The organism is Pseudomonas sp. HPB0071, assembly GCF_000478505.2.
Classification (GTDB): domain Bacteria; phylum Pseudomonadota; class Gammaproteobacteria; order Pseudomonadales; family Pseudomonadaceae; genus Chryseomonas; species Chryseomonas luteola.
The window spans coordinates 3,503,912-3,527,121 of the sequence record NZ_KI517367.1 but is presented as its reverse complement, the minus strand read 5'-3'; the positions used below and the strand labels follow the sequence as shown (position 1 = coordinate 3,527,121).

Below are 23,210 nucleotides of genomic sequence, written 5' to 3'. Positions count from 1 at the left end.
ACCGTCTTAACGCTTCTTGCGGTTGGCAATATGAATGGCATGGCCATTCACTGCCAGGGCCGCTTCATGCAGCGCTTCAGACAGTGTTGGGTGCGAGAACACCATCATGCCCAGGTCTTCGGCACTGGTGCCGAATTCCATGGCGATGGCGCCTTGCTGAACCAGATCCGCTGCACTTGGGCCAATAATATGAACACCTAGAACGCGATCGGTCTTGGCGTCGGCAATTACCTTGACCAGGCCAGCCGTATCGTTGGCCGCCATGGCTCGGCCACTTGCAGCAAACGGGAAGGTGCCGACATTCACTTCAACGCCTTCAGCCTTCAAAGCCTGCTCGGTTTTGCCGACCCATGCCATTTCCGGATGGGTATAGATAACCGAAGGAATCAGATCATAGTTCATCTGAGCCTTGTGACCTGCGATACGCTCGGCCACCATGACACCTTCTTCGGAAGCTTTGTGAGCCAGCATCAGGCCGCGTACACAGTCACCGATTGCGTAAACGCCGGGTACGCTGGTAGCGCAATAGTCATCAACATAGATGTATCCGCGCTCATCGCTCTCCACGCCGCAATCAGAAGCCAGCAGATCGGTCGTCACGGGACGACGGCCTACGGCTACGATCAGCTTGTCGAACGTCTGCTTCTGCTCACCGGTAGAGTCGGTAAAGGTCACGGTCACTTCGTTTCCGTTGACTTCCGAACCGGTTACACGTGTACCCAGACGAACGTTCAGACCTTGCTTGGTTAGAATCTTCAGGCCTTCCTTCGCAATCTGCTCATCGGCAGCCGGCAGGAATTTGTCCAGCGCTTCCAGAACAGTTACTTCGGCACCCAGACGAGCCCATACCGAGCCCAGTTCCAGACCAATAACGCCTGCACCAATAACGCCCAGACGCTTCGGAACTTCAGTGAAGTCAAGAGCACCCGTGGAGTCAACAACAATGCCTTCAACAAGCGGAGCCGGCGGAATTTCGATCGGACGCGAGCCCGAAGCCAGGATGACATTTGTCGCTTCGACAACTTGAGTCTGACCGTCCAGACCTGTCACTTCAACCTGCTTGTTGGCTAGCAGCTTGCCATGTCCTTCCAACAGCGTTACACCGTTGGCCTTGAATAGCGTGCCGATACCACCTGTCAGGTTCTTAACGATCTGATCCTTACGACCGATCATGGCAGGTACATCGATAGTCACGTTGGGTGCATCGATGCCGTGAACCTTGAAGCCTTCATGCGCTTCATGAAACTTGTAAGAGCTATCCAGCAGCGCCTTGGAAGGAATGCAACCTACGTTCAAGCAGGTACCACCCAGGGAGACCTTGCCTTCCTTACCCTTGTATCGCTCGATACAGGCAGTTTTCAGGCCGAGCTGCGCAGCACGGATGGCAGCCACATAGCCGCCAGGGCCGGCACCGATCACGACTACGTCGAATTTTTCGCTCATAAGTTTCATCCTATTTCGATAAACCGGACGGCTTCTTACGAAGCCGTCTCTATATATGGACCAGATTAGATATCCAGCAGCAGACGGGCCGGGTCTTCCAGCAGATCCTTCATGGTGACCAAGAAGGTTACGGCTTCCTTACCGTCGATCAGACGGTGGTCATAGGACAGTGCAAGGTACATCATCGGCAGAATGACAACCTGACCATTCACTGCCATAGGCCGCTCTTGGATCTTGTGCATGCCAAGAATGGCAGTCTGCGGCGGGTTAACGATCGGAGTGGATAGCAACGAGCCAAAAACACCACCGTTGGAGATGGTAAAGGTACCGCCCTGCATGTCTTCCATGGTCAACTTGCCGGCTTTCGCCTTCTTGCCGAAATCAGCAATGGTACCCTCGACTTCAGCCAGGCTCATGAGCTCGGCATTGCGCAGCACCGGAACAACCAGGCCACGATCACTGGAAACCGCGACACCAATATCCTGATAACCGTGGTAAACGATGTCGCTACCATCGATAGAGGCATTGACGCCTGGCTGACGCTTGAGAGCCTCGGTCGCCGCCTTAACAAAGAAAGACATGAAGCCAAGGCGTACGCCATTGTGCTTCTTCTCAAACATGTCCTTATACTTGGCGCGTAGCTCCATGATCGGCTTCATGTTGACTTCATTGAATGTAGTCAACATGGCCATGCTTGACTGAGCTTCGACCAGACGCTCGGCGACCTTGGCACGCAGACGTGTCATCGGTACACGCTTCTCGACGCGATCGCCTGCAGCAAAGGTCTGCGCCGGCGCAGCCGCTGCAGCCGGCTTGGCTGCCGGAGCGGAAGGCGCAGCTTTCTTGGCTTCGATAGCGGCTACAACGTCTTCCTTGGTTACGCGACCGCCTTTTCCGGTGCCCTTGATGCTGGCTGGATCCAGACCATTTTCTTCTGCCAGCTTACGAGCGGCTGGCGCCAGAATCGGATCCTCTTCATCCTGAGCTGCAGTAGCAGGCGCAGCAGACGGCGCTACGGCCGGAGCACTAGCGGCTGGCGCAGCAGCTGCAGCACCCTCCTCCACGCGTGCAATGACTTCTTCGCTCAGCACGGTGTCGCCTTCGTTTTTCAAGACTTCGGCCAACACACCGTCAGCGGGAGCCACAACTTCCAGGACAACCTTGTCGGTTTCGATATCGACCAGCAGTTCGTCCCGCTTTACGGCTTCACCAGGCTTCTTGTGCCAAGTAGCGACGGTGCCATCTGCAACCGACTCTGGAAATGTTGGGGCTTTGATCTCGATAGCCATTCTATTGGATTCCTTAATTCGTTTTATGCGCGCGCGTTAACCATTAAAAGCATCGTTCAGCAGTTTTTCCTGCTGCTCGGCATGCATCGAAGCGTAACCAACTGCCGGCGCAGCGGAGGCATCACGTCCTGCATACTTAAGGCCAATCTCAGGCTTGAGCGCTGAAATGACGCGACGCATATGATGCTGACTGCAATACCAGGCACCCTGGTTCATAGGCTCTTCCTGACACCAAACAATATCCGTCAGATTGCTGTAGGCAGACATGACTTCTGTCAGGTCATCCTCAGGGAACGGATAAAGCTGTTCGATGCGTACGATCGCTGTATCTTCACGACCTTCGGTACGGCGCTTCTCAAGCAGGTCGTAATAGACCTTGCCGCTACACATGACCAGACGGGTTACCTTTTGCGGATCGATCGCATCGATTTCCGGTATAACAGTCTGGAACGAGCCTTCAGCCAAATCTTCCAGTGTGGAAATGGCAAGCTTGTGACGCAGAAGCGACTTGGGTGTTAGAACCACAAGTGGCTTACGCAGCGGACGAATAACCTGGCGACGCAACAGATGGTAGATCTGAGCGGGCGTGGTCGGTACGCATACCTGGATGTTCTGCTCGGCACACAGTTGCAGGTAGCGCTCCAGACGAGCAGAGGAATGCTCGGGGCCCTGTCCTTCATAACCATGAGGCAGCAGCATAGTCAGGCCACACAAGCGGCCCCACTTGATTTCGCCACTGGTAATAAACTGATCGATGACAACCTGCGCGCCGTTGGCGAAATCACCAAACTGCGCTTCCCAGATCACCAGAGCATTTGGTGTCGTCGTGGCATAGCCGTACTCAAACGCCAGTACAGCTTCCTCGGACAGCAAGGAATCGTAGATCTCGAAACTTGGCTGATCTTCGCTCAGATGTTGCAGCGGAACATAAGGCACACCATCCTTCTGGTTATGAAGCACAGCATGGCGATGCGAGAACGTACCACGGCCAACATCCTGACCAGTAATACGAACCGGATGGCCCTCATGCAGCAACGTGGCATAGGCCATGGTTTCCGCGTAGCCCCAGTTGATCGGGAGTCCACCAGCACTCATCTTCTGACGATCTTCGAGGATTTTGCCAACCTGACGCTGTACAACCAGGCCTTCCGGCAGCTGCAGCAACCTGTTGGATAGTTCCTGCAAAGTCTTCAGGTCAAATCGAGTGTCGTGACGTGCGGTCCAGGCATGTCCCAGGTAGGGGCGCCAGTCAACGAACAGGCCTTTGTTCGGCTCCTTGACCAGGCTCGCCACCACATGGCGACCTTCATCCAAGGCACTACGATAGTTTTCGAACTGAGCCTGTACCTGCTCGGCACTCATCACACCGGCCTGTACCAACGCATCCGCATAAAGGTCACGTGTGGTGCGCTGCTTGGTGATTTGCTGATACATCAGCGGCTGAGTACCACTGGGTTCGTCAGCTTCGTTATGGCCACGACGACGATAGCAAACGAGGTCAATGACTACGTCACGCTTGAAATGCATGCGGTAGTCGACCGCCAGCTGTGTCACGAAGAGAACCGCTTCCGGATCATCACCATTCACGTGGAAGATAGGCGCCTGCACCATTTTGGCAACATCAGTTGCATACTCGGTGGAACGGGCATCTTCCTGGCGGTTTGTGGTAAAGCCGACCTGGTTGTTGATGATGATATGCAGCGTGCCACCGGTCTTGTAAGCCCGGGTCTGGGACATCTGCAGGGTTTCCATCACTACACCCTGCCCTGCAAAGGCCGCATCACCATGAATGGAAATCGGAACGACCTTATCGCCGGATTTGTCGCTACGACGATCCTGACGTGCGCGTACCGATCCTTCCACCACTGGAGAAACGATTTCCAGGTGTGACGGGTTAAAGGCGAGCGCTAGGTGAACTTCTCCACCTTCAGTCATTACGTTGGAGGAGAAACCCTGGTGGTACTTCACATCACCGGAGCCCAGCTCAACGATTTTCTTGCCTTCGAACTCATCGAAAAGATCGCGAGGATTCTTGCCTAGCGTGTTAACCAGTACGTTCAAGCGGCCACGGTGGGCCATACCGATTACGATCTCTTGGGCGCCATAGGAGCCGGAGCGCTGGATGATTTCGTCGATCAGCGGAATGAGGCTTTCTCCACCCTCCAGGCCAAAGCGCTTGGTGCCTGGATACTTGGTACCCAGATACTTTTCCAAACCTTCTGCGGCCGTTAGGCGTTCGAGCAGGTGTGTCTTGGCTTCGGCGGAATACTGAGGACGTCCACGGACGCTTTCCAGACGCTGCAGGAACCAGCGGCGCTCCTCGGAATCGACAATATGCATGAACTCCGCACCGACAGTGCGGCAATATGTCTCTTGCAGAGCATCCCGTATTTCCCGCAGAGTTGCCTCTTCTTTACCGAAGTACAACTCGCCGGTGCGGAAGGTCGTATCGAGATCTGCGTCAGTCAACCCATAGTGATTGAGTGACAGGTCGGCAGGCGCTTGACGCTGCCACAACCCCAGCGGATCCAGACTCGCAGCCTGATGGCCGCGCATACGATAAGCCTGAATAAGGCGCAGAACTTCGACCTGCTTCTTCTCATGCTCACTGCTAACTGTACCTGCTGAGACAGGCTGGGCACGGCGTTGATTTTTTGCCAGGAGAACGAAGTGATCACGGATCGCTGAGTGCGATACGTCAGGGGAGAAATTTCCATCTGCAGGAAGCTTCTGGAAATAAGAGCGCCATTCCTCAGGAACGGCATTGGGATCGTGCAGATAGAGCTCATAGAGCTCTTCGACATAGGAGGCATTCCCACCTGATAGGTGAGCGCTTTCCCACATCCGCTGCATAACGCTTTCGTGCATTTAAGTCACCCCTCGGTCAGGGACAACACCATCGAGTCATACTGCGCGCCAGAAAGCTATACAGCATTCATTGATGTCCGGGCACCAGCCCGGTTGCCCCTAATATGTATTCAATCAACCGGCAGAGCCTACGCCTTGCAGGTCGCTTTAGAGCACCGACAAAGGATTCTGTTCCTTTGTCGGTGCAAATCGCTAATTAAGTACCGCTCTGAAGCAGCATGCTACGCACATGACCAATTGCTTTCGTTGGGTTCAACCCCTTCGGACATACCGTCACGCAGTTCATGATCGAACGGCAACGGAAGACACTGAAGGGATCGTCCATGGCAGCAAGACGCTCCTGAGTATGCGTATCACGGCTGTCAGCCAGGAAACGATAGGCTTGCAGCAGCGCAGCAGGGCCCAGGAACTTGTCAGGGTTCCACCAGAACGACGGGCAAGACGTAGAGCAGCAGGCGCACAGGATGCACTCGTACAAGCCATCAAGCTTTTCGCGCTCTTCAGGTGTTTGCAGCCGCTCGATAGCTGGCGCAGGCGTCTCGTTTTGCAGATAGGGCTGCACCTTCTCGTACTGCTTATAGAAGATGCTCATATCGACCACGAGGTCACGGATGACAGGCAGACCCGGTAAAGGACGAACAACCAGCTTGTTACCTTTTACAACGCTTGAAAGCGGTGTAATACATGCCAAGCCATTCTGGCCATTGATGTTCATACCATCGGAGCCGCAAACACCCTCGCGGCAAGAGCGACGGTAAGAGAACGTAACATCCTGTTCTTTGATCAAGGCCAGGATGTCAAGAACCATCAGATCCTTACCACCGGTCTCGATCTGAAATTCCTGCATGAAAGGAAGTTCATCCTTTTCAGGGTTGTAGCGGTAAACACTGACTTGCAACATAACGGCAAACCTCAGTATGTACGAACTTTAGGTTCGAACGTAGGAACTGTCTTCGGAGAGAAATTGACAGCGCGCTTGGTAACACGCTTGTCTTCTGGGAAGTACAAGGTATGGCAGAGCCAGTTCTCGTCGTCCCGCTCTTCAAAATCTTCGCGAGCATGCGCTCCACGACTTTCCTTGCGGGTTTCCGCTGCAATAGCAGTGGCTTCAGCAACTTCCAAAAGGTTCTGTAGCTCGAGTGCCTCGATACGGGCCGTGTTGAATGCCTGGCTCTTGTCTGCAATCTTCACGTTGGCGATTCGCTCGCGCAGCTCGGAAAGCTGTGCGATACCCTTCTGCATGTACTCGCCCGTACGGAATACACCGAAGTAGTTCTGCATGCAGCTCTGAAGCTCTTTGCGCAGAGGCGCTACGTCTTCTCCAGTGCTGCGTTCGTTGACACCAGAAATGCGAGCCAGGGAGTGCTCGATATCACTGGCGCTGGCGTCGCGATGCTCAACACCTTCCTTCAATGCTTTTTCCAAATGCAGACCCGCTGCGCGACCAAAGACAACAAGGTCAAGCAGAGAGTTGCCACCCAGACGGTTTGCACCATGAACCGACACACAGGCTACCTCGCCCACGGCGAAAAGCCCTTCAATGATCTTATCATTGCCATTGGTATCCTGAGTGATCGCTTGTCCATGAATATTGGTAGCGATACCACCCATCATGTAATGGCAGGTCGGAATAACAGGAATAGGTGCCTTGACCGGATCAACATGCGCGAATGTTTTGGACAACTCGCAAATGCCTGGCAAACGGCCGTGAAGCACCTCTTCACCTAGGTGATCCAGCTTCAACAGTACATGATCGGCGTCTGGGCCACAGCCATTGCCTGCAATGATCTCCTTGATCATGGACCGAGCAACAACGTCTCGTCCAGCCAGGTCTTTGGCATTAGGCGCATAACGCTCCATGAAGCGCTCGCCATGCTTGTTGATGAGGTAACCCCCCTCACCACGGCAACCTTCGGTTACCAGCACGCCCGCACCGGCAATACCGGTTGGGTGGAACTGCCACATTTCAATGTCTTGAACAGGCACACCTGCACGCAATGCCATACCGATACCATCGCCGGTATTGATCAGCGCGTTGGTAGTAGAAGCGTAAATACGTCCAGCACCGCCGGTGGCCAGAACAGTGGCTTTCGAACGAATGTAAACGGTCTCACCCGTTTCGATGCAAACTGCAATGATCCCAACGATGGATCCATCCTGGTTTTTTACCAGATCGACTGCATACCACTCATTCAAGAAGACTGTATTGTTCTTCAGGTTGTTTTGATAAAGGGTATGCAACAGCGCATGACCGGTACGGTCAGCCGCAGCACACGTACGCGCCGCCTGGCCGCCCTTACCATAGTCCTTGGACTGCCCACCGAATGGGCGCTGATAGATACGGCCTGTTTCAGTACGGGAGAACGGGAGACCCATGTGTTCCAGTTCGAAAACCGCTTCGGGACCCACAGAGCACATGTACTCGATGGCATCCTGGTCGCCAATGTAGTCCGACCCCTTTACAGTGTCGTACATATGCCAGCGCCAATCGTCATTCGGGTCAGCCGATGCGATGGCACAGGTAATACCGCCCTGAGCGGATACGGTATGGGAACGAGTAGGGAAAACCTTAGTAACAACAGCTGTCTTGTGACCTGACTGGGCCAACTGCAGCGCTGCACGCATGCCTGCGCCGCCGCCACCTACGATGATGGCGTCAAAAGAAAGAGTACGAATACTGGACATGACTCACACACCCCAAAGAATCTGTACGCCCCACACAAAGAAGGCGAACATGGCAACACCACACACAGCCTGGAACAGGAAACGCACCGTCGTGGCGCCCTTGCCCAAGGCCATAGGGGTCAGATAATCGGTAGAGATGGTCCACATGCCTACCCAGGCATGAACCCCAACCGAAACCAAGGCGAGCAAGCTGAAGATTCGCATCCAGCCGTTGCTATACAGCCCATGCCATTGCTCAAACGACATATCGGGGTGAAGCACGACATATCCAAGCAAGAAAAGCGTATAAATCGCAAGAATTACTGCGGATACGCGCTGAGCCATCCAGTCATAGAGACCTGAGCGCGAGAAGTTAGTGACGCTAGTTACCATATCCAGACCCCCACCAGAACGATCAGCACCGCAGATACAATCAATACGATCTGAGAGCCCAATTTGCCGCCTTGCAATGTTTCACCGGCACCCATGTCCATAATCAAATGGCGCACGCCTGCTACTAGGTGGTACAGCAATGCGGACAACACGGCCCAGATCACGAGCTTGACCAACGGATACGCCAGGAACGCTTTCACACGAGCAAATCCATCCTCAGAACTCAGCGACAGGTCGAGCCCATAAAGCAGCGCAGCAAGGCCGATGAAGAGGATAACGCCGGAAATTCGGTGAAGGATCGAGGTGTAAGCTGTGATAGGGAGTTTTATGGTCCTGAGGTCTAGATTTACAGGTCGTTTACTATTCACGGCTTCTTTCACACTGAGAGCCCAAAGTTGCCGGGCTAGTTATTGGGAATTGCTTTAATAGACATCCATTACTGGATTGACAACCGCGCTGGAGAGGCACACAGCCTGAGGCGGTCGGCCATGAAGTATAGACAGTTAGGCTGCTCATGACAACGCACCAATTCCATACAAATAGACTAATGTCGCTGCCCTAAACGGCGCTCAATAGTGTAAGTTATGAGCACGTTTGAAACCTAAGTAATAATTGGCGCAATATGTTCGTAAATTGACTTTCAAATGATTGCCTCTATAGTGGCCCTGGCCCTGCGTGGGGGTTGTATAAATGATTTCAAGCATAAATAAGGAGGCCTTAATGGCTGACAAGAAAGCGCAGCTAATCATTGAGGGCGCAGACCCGGTACAGCTGCCCGTAATGTCTGGAACCCTCGGACCTGATGTGGTCGATGTTCGTAATCTTACGAATGCTGGCGTTTTCACGTTCGATCCAGGCTTTATGTCGACGGCCTCCTGTGAATCGAAAATCACCTACATCGATGGTGATAATGGGATCCTCTTGCACCGCGGCTATCCCATCGAACAACTGGCAGAAAAGTCCGATTACCTTGAGACTTGTTACCTTTTACTAAAAGGTGAATTGCCTAACGAAGAACAAAAGCAGAACTTTGTAAGCATCATCAAGAACCACACCATGGTTCATGAACAGCTTAAGACGTTCTTCAATGGCTTTCGTCGTGACGCTCACCCAATGGCCATCATGTGTGGCGTAGTGGGCGCACTTTCCGCCTTCTATCATGACTCCCTGGACATCCAGGACCCGCATCATCGTGAAATTTCGGCCATGCGCCTGATTGCCAAGATGCCAACCCTGGCCGCCATGGTTTACAAGTACTCCATGGGTCAGCCAATGATGTATCCCGATAATCGCCTGGGATACGCAGAAAACTTCCTTCACATGATGTTCAATACACCTTGCGAAATTAAGCCGGTCAGCCCGGTTCTCGCAAAGGCAATGGACAAAATCTTTATTCTGCATGCCGACCACGAGCAAAACGCCTCCACCTCGACAGTTCGGCTGGCAGGCTCCTCGGGTGCAAACCCATTCGCCTGCATCGCAGCCGGCATTGCAGCGCTTTGGGGCCCCGCTCACGGCGGAGCAAACGAAGCAGTATTGCGAATGCTGGATGAGATTGGCGATGTCAGCAATATTGATAAGTTCGTCGCCAAGGCCAAGGATAAGAACGATCCATTCAAGCTAATGGGCTTTGGCCATCGTGTTTACAAGAACTTTGACCCTCGCGCCAAAGTTATGAAACAGACATGCGATGAAGTTCTTGCCGAACTTGGCATTAATGATCCTCAGCTTGAACTTGCCATGCAATTGGAAGAACTTGCGCGCAAAGATCCTTACTTCATTGAAAGAAATCTTTACCCCAACGTCGACTTCTATTCAGGCATTATCCTAAAAGCAATCGGCATACCCACCAGTATGTTTACTGTGATCTTCGCCCTGGCCAGAACAGTAGGCTGGATCTCTCACTGGCAAGAAATGCTTTCCGGCCCCTATAAGATTGGTCGTCCTCGCCAACTTTATACCGGCCCAACCAAGCGCGATATTAATCCGATTAATAATCGTTAATAAAAAAGCCCCTTTCGGGGCTTTTTTATTGCTTCAACAAGCACAAATTAAAAAGCCCGCATCCTAAGATGCAGGCTTTTTACTAGACAGTAACTAATTACTGCTTAGCTTGAGCTTCAACTTCAGCTTCTACGCGACGGTTAACGGCACGGCCAGCTTCAGTGGAGTTGTCAGCTACAGGACGGCTCTCACCGTAACCTACAGCATTCACACGATTGCCAGAAACACCATACTGGTTAACCAGAACGTTACGAACTGCGTTTGCGCGACGCTCAGACAGACGCTGGTTGTAAGCATCAGTACCAACAGAGTCAGTGTGACCTTCTACAGTAGTAGAAGTCTGTGGATACTGCTGCATGAAGTCAGCCAGGTTCTTGATGTCGCCATAGCTTTCCGGCTTCACAACAGCCTTGTCAAAGTCGAACTTCACGTCCAGTTCAACGCGAACAACTTCTGCAACAGCCGGGCAACCGTTGGCATCAACAGTTACGTTAGCTGGAGTGTTCGGGCACTGGTCGACGTTATCGCAAACGCCATCGTTGTCGGAATCGGTGCACACATCAGCAACCGGCTCCGGTGCTGGTGCAGCTTCCTGACGACGGGAAGAACCACCGAAGTTCACACCCACACCTACGACGGCAGACCACTCACCCTGGTCATCATCGATGTTGTAGTTGCCTTCCAGGCCACCGCGAGCGTACAGGTTCTCGGTGAAGTAATACTTCAGGCCCGCACCTACGTTTGCGAACGTAGTGTGGTTGCGGCCGTGATGGTCAGCATGCGCATCAGTCAGGGACTGGTGAGCGAAACCGCCGGAAACGTAAGGACGCAGACCTACACCAGGAGCACCCCAGTGGTAGTAGGCATCAAGGGCAGCCAGGCTACCGTGAATCTTTTTGTGACCTTCATCGTGGTCGCCACGTACGTCGTGGTACTCACCATAGGACAGCGCCAGCTCGACGTCGTCAGTCAGGAAGTAACCCACCGAACCGCCATACAGGTTGGCATTGCTCATGTCACGCTGGCTGTCGGTGAAGTAGCGCTTGCCAAACAGCTCGCCCTCTACTGCGCCTTGACCCTGAGCCATGGCGCTCAGAGAAGAAGCGGCGACCAGGGAGCCAATGACGACGCCTAAGGTGCTCTTCAATTTCATCCTATGTATCCCCATCTTAATGATATTAGTGTTCCGGCAATCTCCGGAGGCTTTGACAACAAGTTATTCAGAAGTTCATAAAAAACAGTGGACTATGGTGTTACCTAGCCCTCAACTTCTGCTGCGAACTTGTCACGCAGCTTATCCAGTGCCCGCTTATAACGCATCTTGGTCGCACTGAGCCCCATGTGCATGATGTCTGCAATTTCCTGGAACTCGAGCTCCGCCACAAAGCGTAACACCAGAATTTCTCGATCAATCTGATTCACATGGGCTAGCCAGCGATCCAGACCACCCCGCTCTTCCAACTTTGGCGCCTTTTCATCCGAAGCTTCTTCGATCGGCTCCAGACTCAAAGCATCTACCAGACGACGCTTACGACGCTCCTTCCGGTATTGGGTAATGCACTCGTTGTACGTAATGCTATAGAGCCAGGTCTTAAACTTTGACTTGCCCTCAAAGTTCTTAAGTCCATACAGCACCTTCAGCATGACCTCCTGACAGACATCATCTGCATCTCGGTCGTTCCCCAGATAGCGTGCGCATACATTGAACAGCGTACGTTGATACCGCCGCATCAGTTCTTCGTAGGCACGCGTCACATGGAACAACTCGGTATGTGCGCGCTGCACCAGCTCCTCATCAGTGAGCTGGCGGGGATCATAGGCTGTAGACAAGGTTTCGTTCAAAGCGGACGGTGCCGGACTGCCGTTCAGTGGGCGGCATGATATCCGTCTCACAGCTCGCTGTCGGCAACTTTTTCACTTGTTAGCGAGCCTTTACACGCTGATCAAGAAGCCGCTTGTTTGAAACCGATATCAATTCATCGTCCGCGGTAAGCAACAACGTTTTCACCGTACCGATCTCTTCGATAACGCCTTCAACCTCATCGATTTGTACGACTTGCCCGACCTCGAAAATTTCTCGCACATAGATTCCAGCCAGGATCTGAGCGACTAGGTCGCGACTGCCCAACCCCAACGCCAATGCGGCTGCCAGACCAAGTGATGCCAACACGATTGCAATAACGGTATTGAGTAGCTCAGTCTTTATTTCAAGCTGCCCGATGGCTACAGAAATGCTGATGATAATGACCAGCGCCTGGGCAACGCGCCCAAGGCCTGCGGAATAATCCAGCCCAACACCTTCAGCCGCGCCATGCACGATTCCATTGACCAGCTGCGCCAGCAGCACGCCTATGACTAGAACCAGAGCAGCGCCAAACACTTTGGGCAAGTACAAGGCCATGACATCAAGCGTAGACGAAACGCGCTGCAGGCCAAGCGACTCTGCAGCCGATACCAGAAAAACCAGCAGAATGAACCAGTAGACGATGCGACCGATCAATGTACTGACAGGAATCTTGATCCCAACCCGGGCCAACATCTTGGTAAGACCAGTCCCGGTCATCAATCTGTCCAGGCCTAGCTTGGCCAGGAGCCTGGAAAGAAGATGATCAAGCAGCTTCGCAAAAAAGAATCCGAGAATAACAACCAGCAAAGCCCCCAGAAGATTGGGAATGAAGCCTGCCACCTTGCTCCATAGGGTTGTCATCGCGGACAGGAGGCTTTGCGTCCAGATATCAAATTCCATGATTACTCGGCTTGTTTGTTAGAAGAACGGGAGCTACGAGAAGAACCACGTACAGGCTTGACGTGCCCCGAGCCATTATTGATAGCCATGAGGACGGCGGATCCCCAACGCCCCATCAGCCCGAACAGATCACCTGCCCCCACCTGCCGATTGGCAGTCTTCAGGACGCGATCCAGTCTGTCGTAATCCGTCGGAGCCTCGGCTCCCGACTTGAGCATATCTTTTAATGATTCTTCGAAAGGATCTGGCATAGCGCACCCCTCGCCACTTTCATGCTAGACGGCCGTCCAAAACAGCAAGTCACGCTTACAACCACCGCAACCGCCTGAAGAGCCACCACTGAAAGACAGCAATAAGCAGGATGGCACCGCATGCCATAACAAAGCCCATCGAGAATGTCGATCCGGGAATGCCGCCCACATTCATGCCAAGCAGACCCGTCACAAAGCTCATGGGCAGGAAGAATCCGGTAATGATGGCAAGCAGATACATGGTCCGATTGGTCCGCTCAGCCACACTGCGCTGCTCGACCTCCTGCAAGAAGCTGACTCGCTCTCGCATAAGCTCAAGCTCCTCCAGATTCCGCGTCAGGCTATTATGAAGCTCACTCCAGTACTCGGCCTCTCCTCCGGCTACCAGCCAGGCTGGTTTCTGGCGCGACAGATCGAAGTAAATGTCGCGCTGAGGAGCCAGATAACGCTTGAGGCTAGCGACGCGCTTGCGCAGACCCAGGATCAGGCTGTGCTCGGGCAGGTTTGTTTCATCTTCTTCTACCCGTTCCTCCATTTCATCGAGCTGTTCAGCAAGCTCAACGACCAGCGTATCGACCCGGCTTGTCATGTAAGTAGCCAGTTGAAGGATAAGCGACCGCGTGTTTTCAGCCCCTATTCCCTCCTCGAGATCCTCTTGGATTTCAGCTGCCGCCTTGAGGGGACGCAAGCGAAGAGAAATAACGCGCTGGGCATCCACATAAACACGCAGCGATACCATATCCTCGGGAACAGCGTTGGGGTTCAGGTTCACGCCGCGTAGAAACAGGAGAAGGCTCTCGCCGATCAAGGGAACGATACGAGGACGGGTGGCCTCTTCCAGAAGAAGATCACAGGCAAACTCATTGAGTCCGCTGGACTGACGAAGCCACTGCTGGGCCTCAGGTACACTTCGGTCCCAATGCAACCACAGGGTTTCGTCGGGCTGCAGGTCAAGAATATCGAGCTCGTTGCGCTGAATCCGGCGGGCACCACCTCGTCCATTCAATACATAGCCATATACGAGGCCGCGTTCGTTACCGCTTTCGTAATCCTGCATTCCAGATTCTCGTTACTCTTTCATTCGCCTGGCATCTCAAGCCGCTGCGAGGAGACGATAATGCCGTTGTTATCAGCATATAGATAATGGCCAACTTCAAAAGTGACTCCGCCAAACACAAGGGGTATATCGCGCTGCCCTACTCCACGCTTTTCGGATTTTCTGGGATGCGAAGCCAGTGCCTGGATACCTAGGTTGGTCTCAGCCAGTACATCCACATCCCGAACGCATCCGTAAATCACGATACCAGCCCATCCATTGGCTGCTGCTTTTTCAGCCAGCATATCGCCCAGAAGCGCACAGCGCATGGACCCACCGCCATCCACGACCATGACCTTTCCCGAACCGTCTTCCTCGACCCGCTCCTTTACATACGAATTATCTTCAAAACATTTGATGGTGACAACTTGCCCACCAAACGAGTCGCAGCCACCAAAATTACTAAACAATGGCTCTACCACTTGTATCAGGTCGGGATAGGCATCACAGAGATCAGGCGTGACGTAGCGCATATGAGGCCTCTCGAGACGTTAAAGGTCGATACCGATACGATCCCGCTCATAGGCAGGATTGAGCAATTTCAACTCAGGACAGTTGGCGTTGACTGCCTTGCCTGTGTGCACATCGAACTCAAAGCCATGCCTGGGACATCGTATCGAGTCCGAGGTTAAGGCGCCCTGAAACAGTGAAGCGCCCTGATGGGGACACCTGTCTTCAAAAAGGATATGTTTGCCCTCGATGACCATCAGTACGATTGGCAACCCCTTGATCAGGAAGCGCTGACGATATCCTTCCTCAAGATTCAATAACCTTTCAAGCGGCACGAACATGGGCTCTCCTAACGATATCGCCCGCTGCGCATTGGGCTCCTGAGTGAATCCAGGGCTACTATTCAGTCAGTTCGATACTAGGTGCAACATCCTGCTTTTGTGAAGCTTTTTCGATACTGGTCAGCCATTCTGAAATTAGCCCGCCAAAGTGCCGATGTGCTTCCCGTGCCATGAAAGGCGAGGCATGACTCATACCGTTTTCGCGGGAAAGAAGCTGGCCTAGAGAGATGAAATCCTTATACTGCCCTCCGAAACGGTCAAACAGCATTCGGCACGCCTCAGCGCTCACCAGTGGGTCATTGGCAGCTGCCAGTCCCAGTACAGGTATTGAGAGCGAAGACAATCGCGTTAGCAGCCGGTCCCGCTCGGAGCGACTACTGCCCAGTGCACGCTCATCCTGAAGTGCCTTTAGCAGCACCTTTGGCTCATCCTCAGGACCAACGCCTACTCCATGGCCGGAAATAGTCGAGCGCATTTTTTCCCGCCACGATAGCAGCCCCCACAGACGGTCGGACGTGGCAACGCCCAACAAGCCCAGCGACTTGACTGAGCGCTCGGTCATCCATTCGTTGAGCACGCCCAAAATAACCGCAAGCCCGCCCTGCCCGTGCCCTATCCAGTGACCCGGCAACCCCGATTGCTCCTCTACAAAGGCTGCAATTGCTGGAAGGTCATAGCGTGCATAGTCAGATAATTGATTGCTCACATACTCCAGGTTGCGTGGTGAGCAGCCATGACCGCGCATCTCGGCAATCCAGACGTCGAATCCGGCATCGACAAGTTCGACACCCAGCCCAGTACCGCTCGCGGAATACCACGTAAAACGATTACCAAAGGCACCATGAACGAGGATAACGGGAGGTCTGTAGGGCGCTTGCCGGTTCAGCCGCCCAAGGCGTGTCAGAGACAGTTCAACACTAAGGTCTGAGCTATTGTTGGGCTTGAGAAGGTACACATCTTCGGTTAAGTCCCCGTATAACTCGGCGCGCACGAGCGCAACAGGGAAAAGCTGGCTACTGCTTTGCATAATTACCGTTACATAAAAAGGCGGGGTTAACCCCGCCTGTGAATGACGCGCTATTTTAAGCCTGTCCCTCGGCCAAGAAGAACCATGTATCAAGCACGGAATCCGGATTGAGCGATACGCTTTCGATTCCCTTATCCATCAGCCACTTGGCTAGGTCAGGATGATCGGACGGGCCCTGACCGCAAATACCAATGTATTTACCGGCCTTGTTACAAGCCGCGATGGCCTGAGCCAGGAGCTTCTTGACGGCTGGATTACGCTCATCGAAAAGATGAGCAATGATGCCAGAATCACGATCCAGGCCCAGCGTCAATTGAGTCATGTCATTAGAGCCGATGGAGAAACCATCGAAATACTCAAGGAACTCTTCAGCCAGAAGCGCATTGGAAGGCAGCTCGCACATCATGATCACGCGCAGGCCATTTTCGCCACGCTTGAGCCCGTAGGTCCCCAACAGATCAACTACTTGGGAGGCCTCTTCAAGAGTACGAACGAAAGGAACCATAAGCTCGACATTGGTCAGACCCATTTCGTTACGCACTTTTTTCATGGCACGGCATTCAAGCTCGAAGCAGTCGCGGAAAGACTCGCTGATATAGCGAGAAGCACCACGGAACCCGAGCATCGGGTTTTCTTCTTCAGGCTCGTACAGTTTGCCACCAATGAGGTTGGCGTACTCGTTGGATTTGAAGTCGGACAGGCGGACAATGACCTTTTTGGGCCAGAACGCTGCAGCCAGCGTGCTAACGCCCTCGACCAGCTTTTCGACGTAAAAGCCTACCGGATCGCTATAGCCAGCCGTACGCTTGTCGACGTTTTCCTTGATATCCAGCGGCAGACTGTCGTAATTGAGTAGCGCCTTGGGATGCACGCCGATCATGCGATTGATGATGAACTCAAGGCGCGCCAGTCCAACGCCTGCATTGGGCAATTGGGCGAAGTCGAATGCTCGATCTGGATTTCCTACATTCATCATGATTTTGAATGGCAGATCAGGCATGGCATCTACCGAGCTTTGACGGACATCGAAGCTCAATTCACCTTCGTAGATCAGGCCCGCGTCACCCTCTGCGCATGAGACGGTTACGACCTGCCCATCACTAAGGCGCTCGGTTGCATTGCCACACCCCACTACAGCCGGAATACCCAACTCACGAGCGATGATTGCTGCGTGACACGTCCGGCCGCCGCGGTTGGTGACGATAGCGCTGGCGCGCTTCATGACCGGCTCCCAGTCGGGATCGGTCATATCGGAAACCAAGACATCGCCCGGCATGACGCGATCCATTTCGGAAACATCACGGATGACCTTGACCGGGCCTGCACCGATACGCTGGCCGATCGCACGCCCTTCAACAATGACCTGCCCCTTTTCCTTGAGCAGGTAGCGCTCCATTACTGTTGCACTGGCACGGCTCTTGACGGTCTCGGGACGCGCCTGAACGATATAGAGCTTGCCATCATCTCCATCCTTGGCCCACTCGATATCCATCGGGCGACCATAATGCTTTTCAATGATGAGTGCCTGCTTGGCAAGCTCGGTGACCTCATCATCGGTAATGCTGAAGCGTGCACGCTCGGCAGCCTCAACATCGACGGTTTTGACAGAGCGCCCCGCCTTGGCTTCCTCGCCATAGATCATCTTGATAGCCTTGCTACCCAGATTACGGCGAAGGATTGCAGGCCGCCCCGCCTCTAGTGTGGACTTGTGTACATAGAACTCATCAGGGTTGACGGCACCCTGGACAACGGTTTCACCCAGGCCATAAGCACCTGTGATAAAGACCACATCCCGGAAACCCGACTCGGTGTCCAGTGTAAACATCACGCCTGCCGCCCCTGTTTCGGAGCGAACCATGCGCTGCACCCCAGCCGATAGCGCGACGAGCTTGTGATCGAAGCCCTGGTGTACGCGGTAAGCAATGGCCCGGTCGTTGAACAGCGATGCAAAGACCTCTTTGGCCGCTCGGATGACGTTGTCTACACCGCGTATATTCAGGAACGTTTCCTGCTGACCGGCAAAGGAGGCATCCGGCAGGTCTTCTGCCGTAGCGGAAGACCGCACGGCAACCGCCAGATTGTCATTTCCTGCCGACAGCTGTGCGAAGGCCGTTCTGATTTCAGTATCCAGGCGAGCCGGAAATTCGGCGTCCATGATCCACTGCCGGATTTCGGCGCCTGTTTTAGCCAACGCGTTAACATCGTCGACATCTAGCGCGTCCAGAGCGGCATGGATACGGTCATTAAGCCCGCTTTGCTCAAGGAAGTCCCGATAGGCCTGTGCAGTAGTAGCAAAACCGCCAGGAACCGAAACACCTGCGCCCGCCAGGTTGCTGATCATTTCGCCAAGGGATGCGTTTTTGCCGCCCACTTGCTCAACATCGTGCACCCCGAGTTTATCCAGGGAAACTACGTACTCGTCCAAGGTGATCTCTCCATATTTGTATTTGTGGGAAAGCTCGTACGCAACTGGCACGTTCACACTGGGTCTTTACTCCAGAATCAGTAGAATTCGTTTTATCGACTGGCTACAGGCGCCAGGTACTTTTAAAAAGTGCCAGTCTCCCGACAGCCTTTACGAAGCACCTTACGATAAAATCAAAAACCACTGTCTCGGGAGTTTCACCCTGATGAAACGAACCGCCTTCTTTATTTCCGACGGTACCGGCATTACTGCCGAAACCCTCGGCCAAAGCTTACTCGCTCAATTCGAGAACATCAGCTTTACAAAACTGACCCGGCCCTATATCGACACCGTGGAAAAAGCCCGGGCCATGGTACAGCAAATCAACAACGCCGCCGTGTCAGACGGTGCACGCCCCATTATTTTCGACACCATTGTCAATCGGGAAATACGCGCGATTCTCGACCAGTCGAATGGGTTCATGATTGACATCTTTTCCACTTTTTTATCCCCGCTTGAGCAGGAGTTGTGTGCCGAATCGTCATATTCGGTCGGTAAATCACACTCCATGATGCACAACGCCAATTATATGCAACGTATCGAGGCCGTGAATTTTGCTCTGGAAAACGACGACGGCGCGCGTACGCAACACTACGACAAGGCTGATTTGATTTTGGTCGGTGTCTCCCGGTGCGGCAAAACGCCCACCTGCCTTTATATGGCGCTCCAGTTTGGAATTCGAGCAGCGAACTATCCTTTAACCGAGGAGGACATGGAGCGCTTGCAACTGCCTGCCTCGCTCAAGGCACAAAAGAACAAACTGTTTGGTCTGACAATCGACCCTGACCGCCTATCGGCGATTCGGCACGAGCGCCGGCCCAATAGCCGATATGCCAGTTTTGCCCAGTGCGAGTTTGAGGTCCGGGAAGTAGAAAGCCTGTTCCGACGTGAAAATCTTCCGTCTATCAATTCAACCCATTTCTCTGTTGAAGAGATCGCCGCCAAGATTCTGGTAGAGAAAGGTGTTGAGCGCCGCCTGAAGTGATACGTCGCGGTAGGCTTCACTGGTTTAGAAAGGGGCCCATGCTAGAATGCGCCCTTTTGACTAACGCACTGTGCCGGAAGCCATCCTCCGCTGGCACATGCCTGGCCTGCACTAGCTTGATGAAATCTTTAATTTATCTACTGTTTAGCGTGCCCCTGCTATGGAGCACCCTGTGCTTTTCAAGCGAGAAGCGAACGTATGGCCTGCATGAAAATGTGTATCTGCCGGAGCTGAATTTACACCTTAAAGCAAAGCTTGATACGGGTGCAGAAACCGCCTCCTTGAGTGCACACCGCATTCATCTATTTACCCGTAGCGGGGAGCGCTGGGTGCGCTTTTCTCTGGCTATTGATCAGGCCCATGACATTACGCTGGAGCGCCCTCTGCTTCGTGTAAGCCATATCAAGCGGCGGCATGCAGACCACACACCAGGGGTCGAACCCAAGATGCATACCAGTCGTCCCGTTATTCCAATGGTTATCTGCATGGGAAATGAGAGGCATACGATTGAGGTTAATCTTACGAACCGTAGCCACTTTGACTTTCCCTTGCTGATTGGCAGTAAGGCACTCAGGCGCTATGACGCCTTGATTGACGTCTCCCGCTCTTATCTGGCCGGTACTCCGGCATGCCCTATTTGAAAGTCGAGTAACCTGCATGCGCTCCATTAATTTGCATCTGAAGATTCTTATCACCGTTCTGGTTCTACTTGGCGTATCCATTACCGCCTACCAGATCTTTGGGCTGGGCATTCCGATCACTCAGGATGAAACAGATGAGTTATGGAGCATCGATGCCAAGGTTACGTTTACTGCCACACCCCACGTGCCCGTCAAAGTACAATTGTTCGTTCCACCCTTGACGCAAGGCTACGTCAGCCTTAACGAGAGCTTTGTCTCCAATAACTACGGCGTTAACGTCAGCCGCATAGAGGGTAACCGGCAGCTGACCTGGTCTGCGCGACGTGCCAAAGGCGACCAGACCCTGTATTACCGTCTGGTTATGACCAAGCGTTTTGGAAGTGACAAGCCACGTGAAGAAAAAGGCCCGGTTACTCGAGACCCTATTGTTCTGCCGGAAGGTCCTGAGCGCCTGGCTGCTGAAGCCTTGATCGCGCCTATCCGTCAACATTCAGCCGATGTGGAAACATTCATCAGCGAAGCCATCAGGCGCGTCAATAACGTCAATGACGACAACGTAAAGTTGTTACTTAATGGCGATACCAGCATCACCAAGCGGGCACAGACCATCGATCTGCTGGTGTCGCTGGCACGTGTACCCCTGGAAAAGGTTCACACCCTGCGCCTTGTCGCCCACATTCAGCAAAATCCGGAACTCTGGCTGCGTAGCTATAACGGCAAGGACTGGATCTATTTCAATCCTGAAACAGGCGAGCGCGGTCTACCGTCCGATCGCATGATCTGGTGGAGCGGTGACGGTCAACTGCTGAACCTCGATGGCGGTCGTAAAGCGAATGTGACGTTCACGCTGGACAGCAGCCAGATGAATGCCATTCGCCTGGCTCAGCTCACCAATTCGAGTGTGGAGACGGCCTTCATGGATTATTCCCTGTACGGCCTGCCCCTCCAGACCCAGCAGACCTACCAGACGATGATCATGATCCCGCTTGGCGTGCTCGTGATTCTCATACTGCGAAATCTTATAGGCCTGCAGACATTGGGAACCTTTACACCGGTTCTGATTGCACTGGCTTTCCGGGAAACCGGCCTGCAGTGGGGCATCGGTCTGTTCACCGTGATCACTGCACTGGGCCTTTCCCTGCGTTCCTACCTGGAACACCTCCGCCTGCAAATGCTGCCTCGACTGTCGGTTGTACTGACGTTCGTCGTAGTCATGATTGCCGCCATCAGCCTGTTCAGTCACAAACTGGGATTTGAAAACGGCCTTTCGGTTGCGCTCTTCCCAATGGTTATTCTGACCATGACCATTGAGCGACTCTCGATAACCTGGGAGGAGCGTGGCGCCAACCATGCTCTCAAGGTCGCCATCGGCACGTTGTTCGCCGGCTCGCTGGCTTATCTTCTGATGAAAATCCCACCGCTGGTGTATTTCGTATTTACGTTCCCGGCCGTCCTGTTGATTCTAGTGGGCTTCATGCTGGCAATGGGTCGTTATCGCGGTTATCGCCTGACGGAACTGGTTCGCTTCAAGGCCCTGCTGAAGGAAGACTGACATGTTCGGTTTGATCAAAACATGGAAGGCCCTTTCGGCTCGCGGGATCATGGGTATCAACCGGCGTAATGCCGATTATGTACTCAAGTACAACAAGCGCAGCCTGTACCCGGTCGTGGATGACAAAATCCTGACTAAGCAGCGAGCAATCGAGGCAGGCATCCATGTGCCAGATTTATACGGGATCATCTCGACAGAGCACGACATCGGGAAGATCGATACGATTATTGAGAACCATCAGGATTTCGTTGTTAAACCCGCACAGGGGGCTGGTGGCGACGGCATTCTGGTCATTGCCGACCGCTTTGAGGGGCGATTGAAAACAGTCTCCGGCAAGATGGTTAGCCGTTCGGACATGGAATATCACATCTCCAGCATCCTCTCGGGTCTCTATTCACTCGGTGGCCATAGAGATCGAGTACTCATCGAGTACCGGGTCATCCCTGATGAGCTGTTTCGCAATATCAGCTATGAAGGTGTTCCGGACATTCGAATTATCGTCTTGATGGGCTACCCCGTAATGGCCATGTTACGCCTGCCTACACGCCAGTCCGGCGGCAAGGCCAACCTGCACCAGGGTGCCATTGGTGTCGGAGTGGACTTGGCAACCGGGCTTACGCTGCGAGGCACCTGGCTTAACGCCAAGATCGAAAAGCATCCGGATACCGCCCACCCCGTAGACGGCGTACAGTTGCCGGACTGGGACGACTTCATGCGCCTGGCGGCTTCCTGTTATGAATTATCCGGGCTGGGTTACATTGGTGTTGACATGGTGCTCGACAAAGATAAAGGACCTCTGATTCTTGAACTCAATGCACGGCCTGGCCTGAATATTCAGATTGCCAATGACAGCGGACTTACCTTGCGAGCTCAGGCAGTAGAGGCTCGTCTCGCCGAAATGCAGACCCAGGGTATCGTTGAAACAGCGGAAGAGCGTGTAGCCTTTTCTCAACGATTATTCGGTCATGTCTCCTCATCTACCATAACTCGCTGAAC

The 23,210-nt window shown here is 53.4% G+C and carries 21 protein-coding genes; 5 read left to right on the top strand and 16 right to left on the bottom strand.

What is annotated here, in order from left to right; genetic code table 11:
- Positions 1-6 precede the first annotated feature (6 nt).
- The 7 genes from lpdA to sdhC form a co-directional block, all read right to left on the bottom strand.
- Entirely contained in the window at positions 7-1,443 is a 1,437-nt protein-coding gene (gene lpdA / locus HMPREF1487_RS16425) for a dihydrolipoyl dehydrogenase (RefSeq protein ID WP_010797807.1), read from the bottom strand.
- Between the two features lie 65 nt (positions 1,444-1,508).
- On the bottom strand, positions 1,509-2,732 hold the full coding sequence (gene odhB, locus HMPREF1487_RS16420) for a 2-oxoglutarate dehydrogenase complex dihydrolipoyllysine-residue succinyltransferase (RefSeq protein ID WP_010797806.1): 1,224 nt from the start codon (positions 2,730-2,732) through the stop codon (positions 1,509-1,511).
- Between the two features lie 36 nt (positions 2,733-2,768).
- Positions 2,769-5,600: a 2-oxoglutarate dehydrogenase E1 component gene (locus HMPREF1487_RS16415; protein ID WP_010797805.1), complete on the bottom strand. Its 2,832-nt coding sequence runs from the start codon at positions 5,598-5,600 to the stop codon at positions 2,769-2,771.
- 196 nt (positions 5,601-5,796) lie between these two features.
- A complete protein-coding gene (locus HMPREF1487_RS16410; RefSeq protein ID WP_010797804.1) occupies positions 5,797-6,501 on the bottom strand; it encodes a succinate dehydrogenase iron-sulfur subunit in 705 nt (234 codons plus the stop codon).
- A gap of 11 nt (positions 6,502-6,512) precedes the next feature.
- Complete coding sequence (sdhA, locus tag HMPREF1487_RS16405; protein ID WP_010797803.1) at positions 6,513-8,285, bottom strand: succinate dehydrogenase flavoprotein subunit; 1,773 nt, start codon at positions 8,283-8,285, stop codon at positions 6,513-6,515.
- Between the two features lie 3 nt (positions 8,286-8,288).
- Positions 8,289-8,657, bottom strand: coding sequence for a succinate dehydrogenase, hydrophobic membrane anchor protein (gene sdhD / locus HMPREF1487_RS16400; protein ID WP_010797802.1), 369 nt, complete (start codon positions 8,655-8,657; stop codon positions 8,289-8,291).
- The gene (gene sdhC / locus HMPREF1487_RS16395; protein ID WP_010797801.1) at positions 8,651-9,037 is read right to left on the bottom strand and encodes a succinate dehydrogenase, cytochrome b556 subunit; all 387 of its coding nucleotides are present in this window, start codon (positions 9,035-9,037) and stop codon (positions 8,651-8,653) included. The genes sdhD and sdhC overlap by 7 nt, the downstream gene beginning before the upstream one ends.
- Before the next feature lie 340 nt (positions 9,038-9,377).
- Between sdhC and gltA the strand changes: the two genes are divergently transcribed.
- Positions 9,378-10,661, top strand: a complete 1,284-nt coding sequence (gene gltA, locus HMPREF1487_RS16390) for a citrate synthase (RefSeq protein WP_010797800.1) — start codon at positions 9,378-9,380, stop codon at positions 10,659-10,661.
- Positions 10,662-10,758: 97 nt separating this feature from the next.
- Here gltA and HMPREF1487_RS16385 read toward each other — a convergent pair whose 3' ends face one another.
- From HMPREF1487_RS16385 to ppsA, 9 genes are all read right to left on the bottom strand, one after another.
- Entirely contained in the window at positions 10,759-11,814 is a 1,056-nt protein-coding gene (locus tag HMPREF1487_RS16385) for an OmpA family protein (RefSeq protein ID WP_010797799.1), read from the bottom strand.
- A gap of 104 nt (positions 11,815-11,918) precedes the next feature.
- Entirely contained in the window at positions 11,919-12,503 is a 585-nt protein-coding gene (gene sigX, locus HMPREF1487_RS16380) for an RNA polymerase sigma factor SigX (RefSeq protein WP_019365377.1), read from the bottom strand.
- Between the two features lie 79 nt (positions 12,504-12,582).
- Positions 12,583-13,407, bottom strand: a complete 825-nt coding sequence (locus HMPREF1487_RS16375; protein ID WP_010797797.1) for a mechanosensitive ion channel family protein — start codon at positions 13,405-13,407, stop codon at positions 12,583-12,585.
- 2 nt (positions 13,408-13,409) lie between these two features.
- Positions 13,410-13,658 carry a hypothetical protein gene (locus HMPREF1487_RS16370; RefSeq protein WP_010797796.1) on the bottom strand — a complete coding sequence of 83 codons (249 nt, stop codon included), beginning with the start codon at positions 13,656-13,658 and terminating at the stop codon, positions 13,410-13,412.
- A gap of 55 nt (positions 13,659-13,713) precedes the next feature.
- Positions 13,714-14,715: a zinc transporter ZntB gene (locus tag HMPREF1487_RS16365; protein ID WP_010797795.1), complete on the bottom strand. Its 1,002-nt coding sequence runs from the start codon at positions 14,713-14,715 to the stop codon at positions 13,714-13,716.
- A 20-nt stretch (positions 14,716-14,735) separates the two neighbouring features.
- Complete coding sequence (rraA, locus tag HMPREF1487_RS16360; protein ID WP_010797794.1) at positions 14,736-15,227, bottom strand: ribonuclease E activity regulator RraA; 492 nt, start codon at positions 15,225-15,227, stop codon at positions 14,736-14,738.
- A gap of 18 nt (positions 15,228-15,245) precedes the next feature.
- A complete protein-coding gene (locus HMPREF1487_RS16355) occupies positions 15,246-15,545 on the bottom strand; it encodes a Rieske (2Fe-2S) protein (RefSeq protein WP_010797793.1) in 300 nt (99 codons plus the stop codon).
- 58 nt (positions 15,546-15,603) lie between these two features.
- Positions 15,604-16,572, bottom strand: a complete 969-nt coding sequence (locus HMPREF1487_RS16350; RefSeq protein ID WP_010797792.1) for an alpha/beta hydrolase — start codon at positions 16,570-16,572, stop codon at positions 15,604-15,606.
- A 55-nt stretch (positions 16,573-16,627) separates the two neighbouring features.
- A complete protein-coding gene (gene ppsA / locus HMPREF1487_RS16345; protein WP_037030131.1) occupies positions 16,628-18,997 on the bottom strand; it encodes a phosphoenolpyruvate synthase in 2,370 nt (789 codons plus the stop codon).
- Between the two features lie 205 nt (positions 18,998-19,202).
- Here ppsA and HMPREF1487_RS16340 point away from each other — a divergent pair, with 205 nt between their 5' ends.
- From HMPREF1487_RS16340 to HMPREF1487_RS16325, 4 genes are all read left to right on the top strand, one after another.
- Positions 19,203-20,021 (top strand): posphoenolpyruvate synthetase regulatory kinase/phosphorylase PpsR, encoded by an 819-nt coding sequence (locus HMPREF1487_RS16340; protein ID WP_010797790.1) that lies wholly within the window; start codon positions 19,203-19,205, stop codon positions 20,019-20,021.
- Positions 20,022-20,140: 119 nt separating this feature from the next.
- The gene (locus tag HMPREF1487_RS16335) at positions 20,141-20,662 is read left to right on the top strand and encodes an ATP-dependent zinc protease family protein (RefSeq protein WP_051370192.1); all 522 of its coding nucleotides are present in this window, start codon (positions 20,141-20,143) and stop codon (positions 20,660-20,662) included.
- 16 nt (positions 20,663-20,678) lie between these two features.
- Positions 20,679-22,214, top strand: coding sequence for an osmotic stress tolerance membrane protein RloB (locus HMPREF1487_RS16330; protein ID WP_010797788.1), 1,536 nt, complete (start codon positions 20,679-20,681; stop codon positions 22,212-22,214).
- Position 22,215: 1 nt separating this feature from the next.
- Positions 22,216-23,208 carry an alpha-L-glutamate ligase-like protein gene (locus HMPREF1487_RS16325; RefSeq protein ID WP_010797787.1) on the top strand — a complete coding sequence of 331 codons (993 nt, stop codon included), beginning with the start codon at positions 22,216-22,218 and terminating at the stop codon, positions 23,206-23,208.
- Positions 23,209-23,210 lie beyond the last annotated feature (2 nt).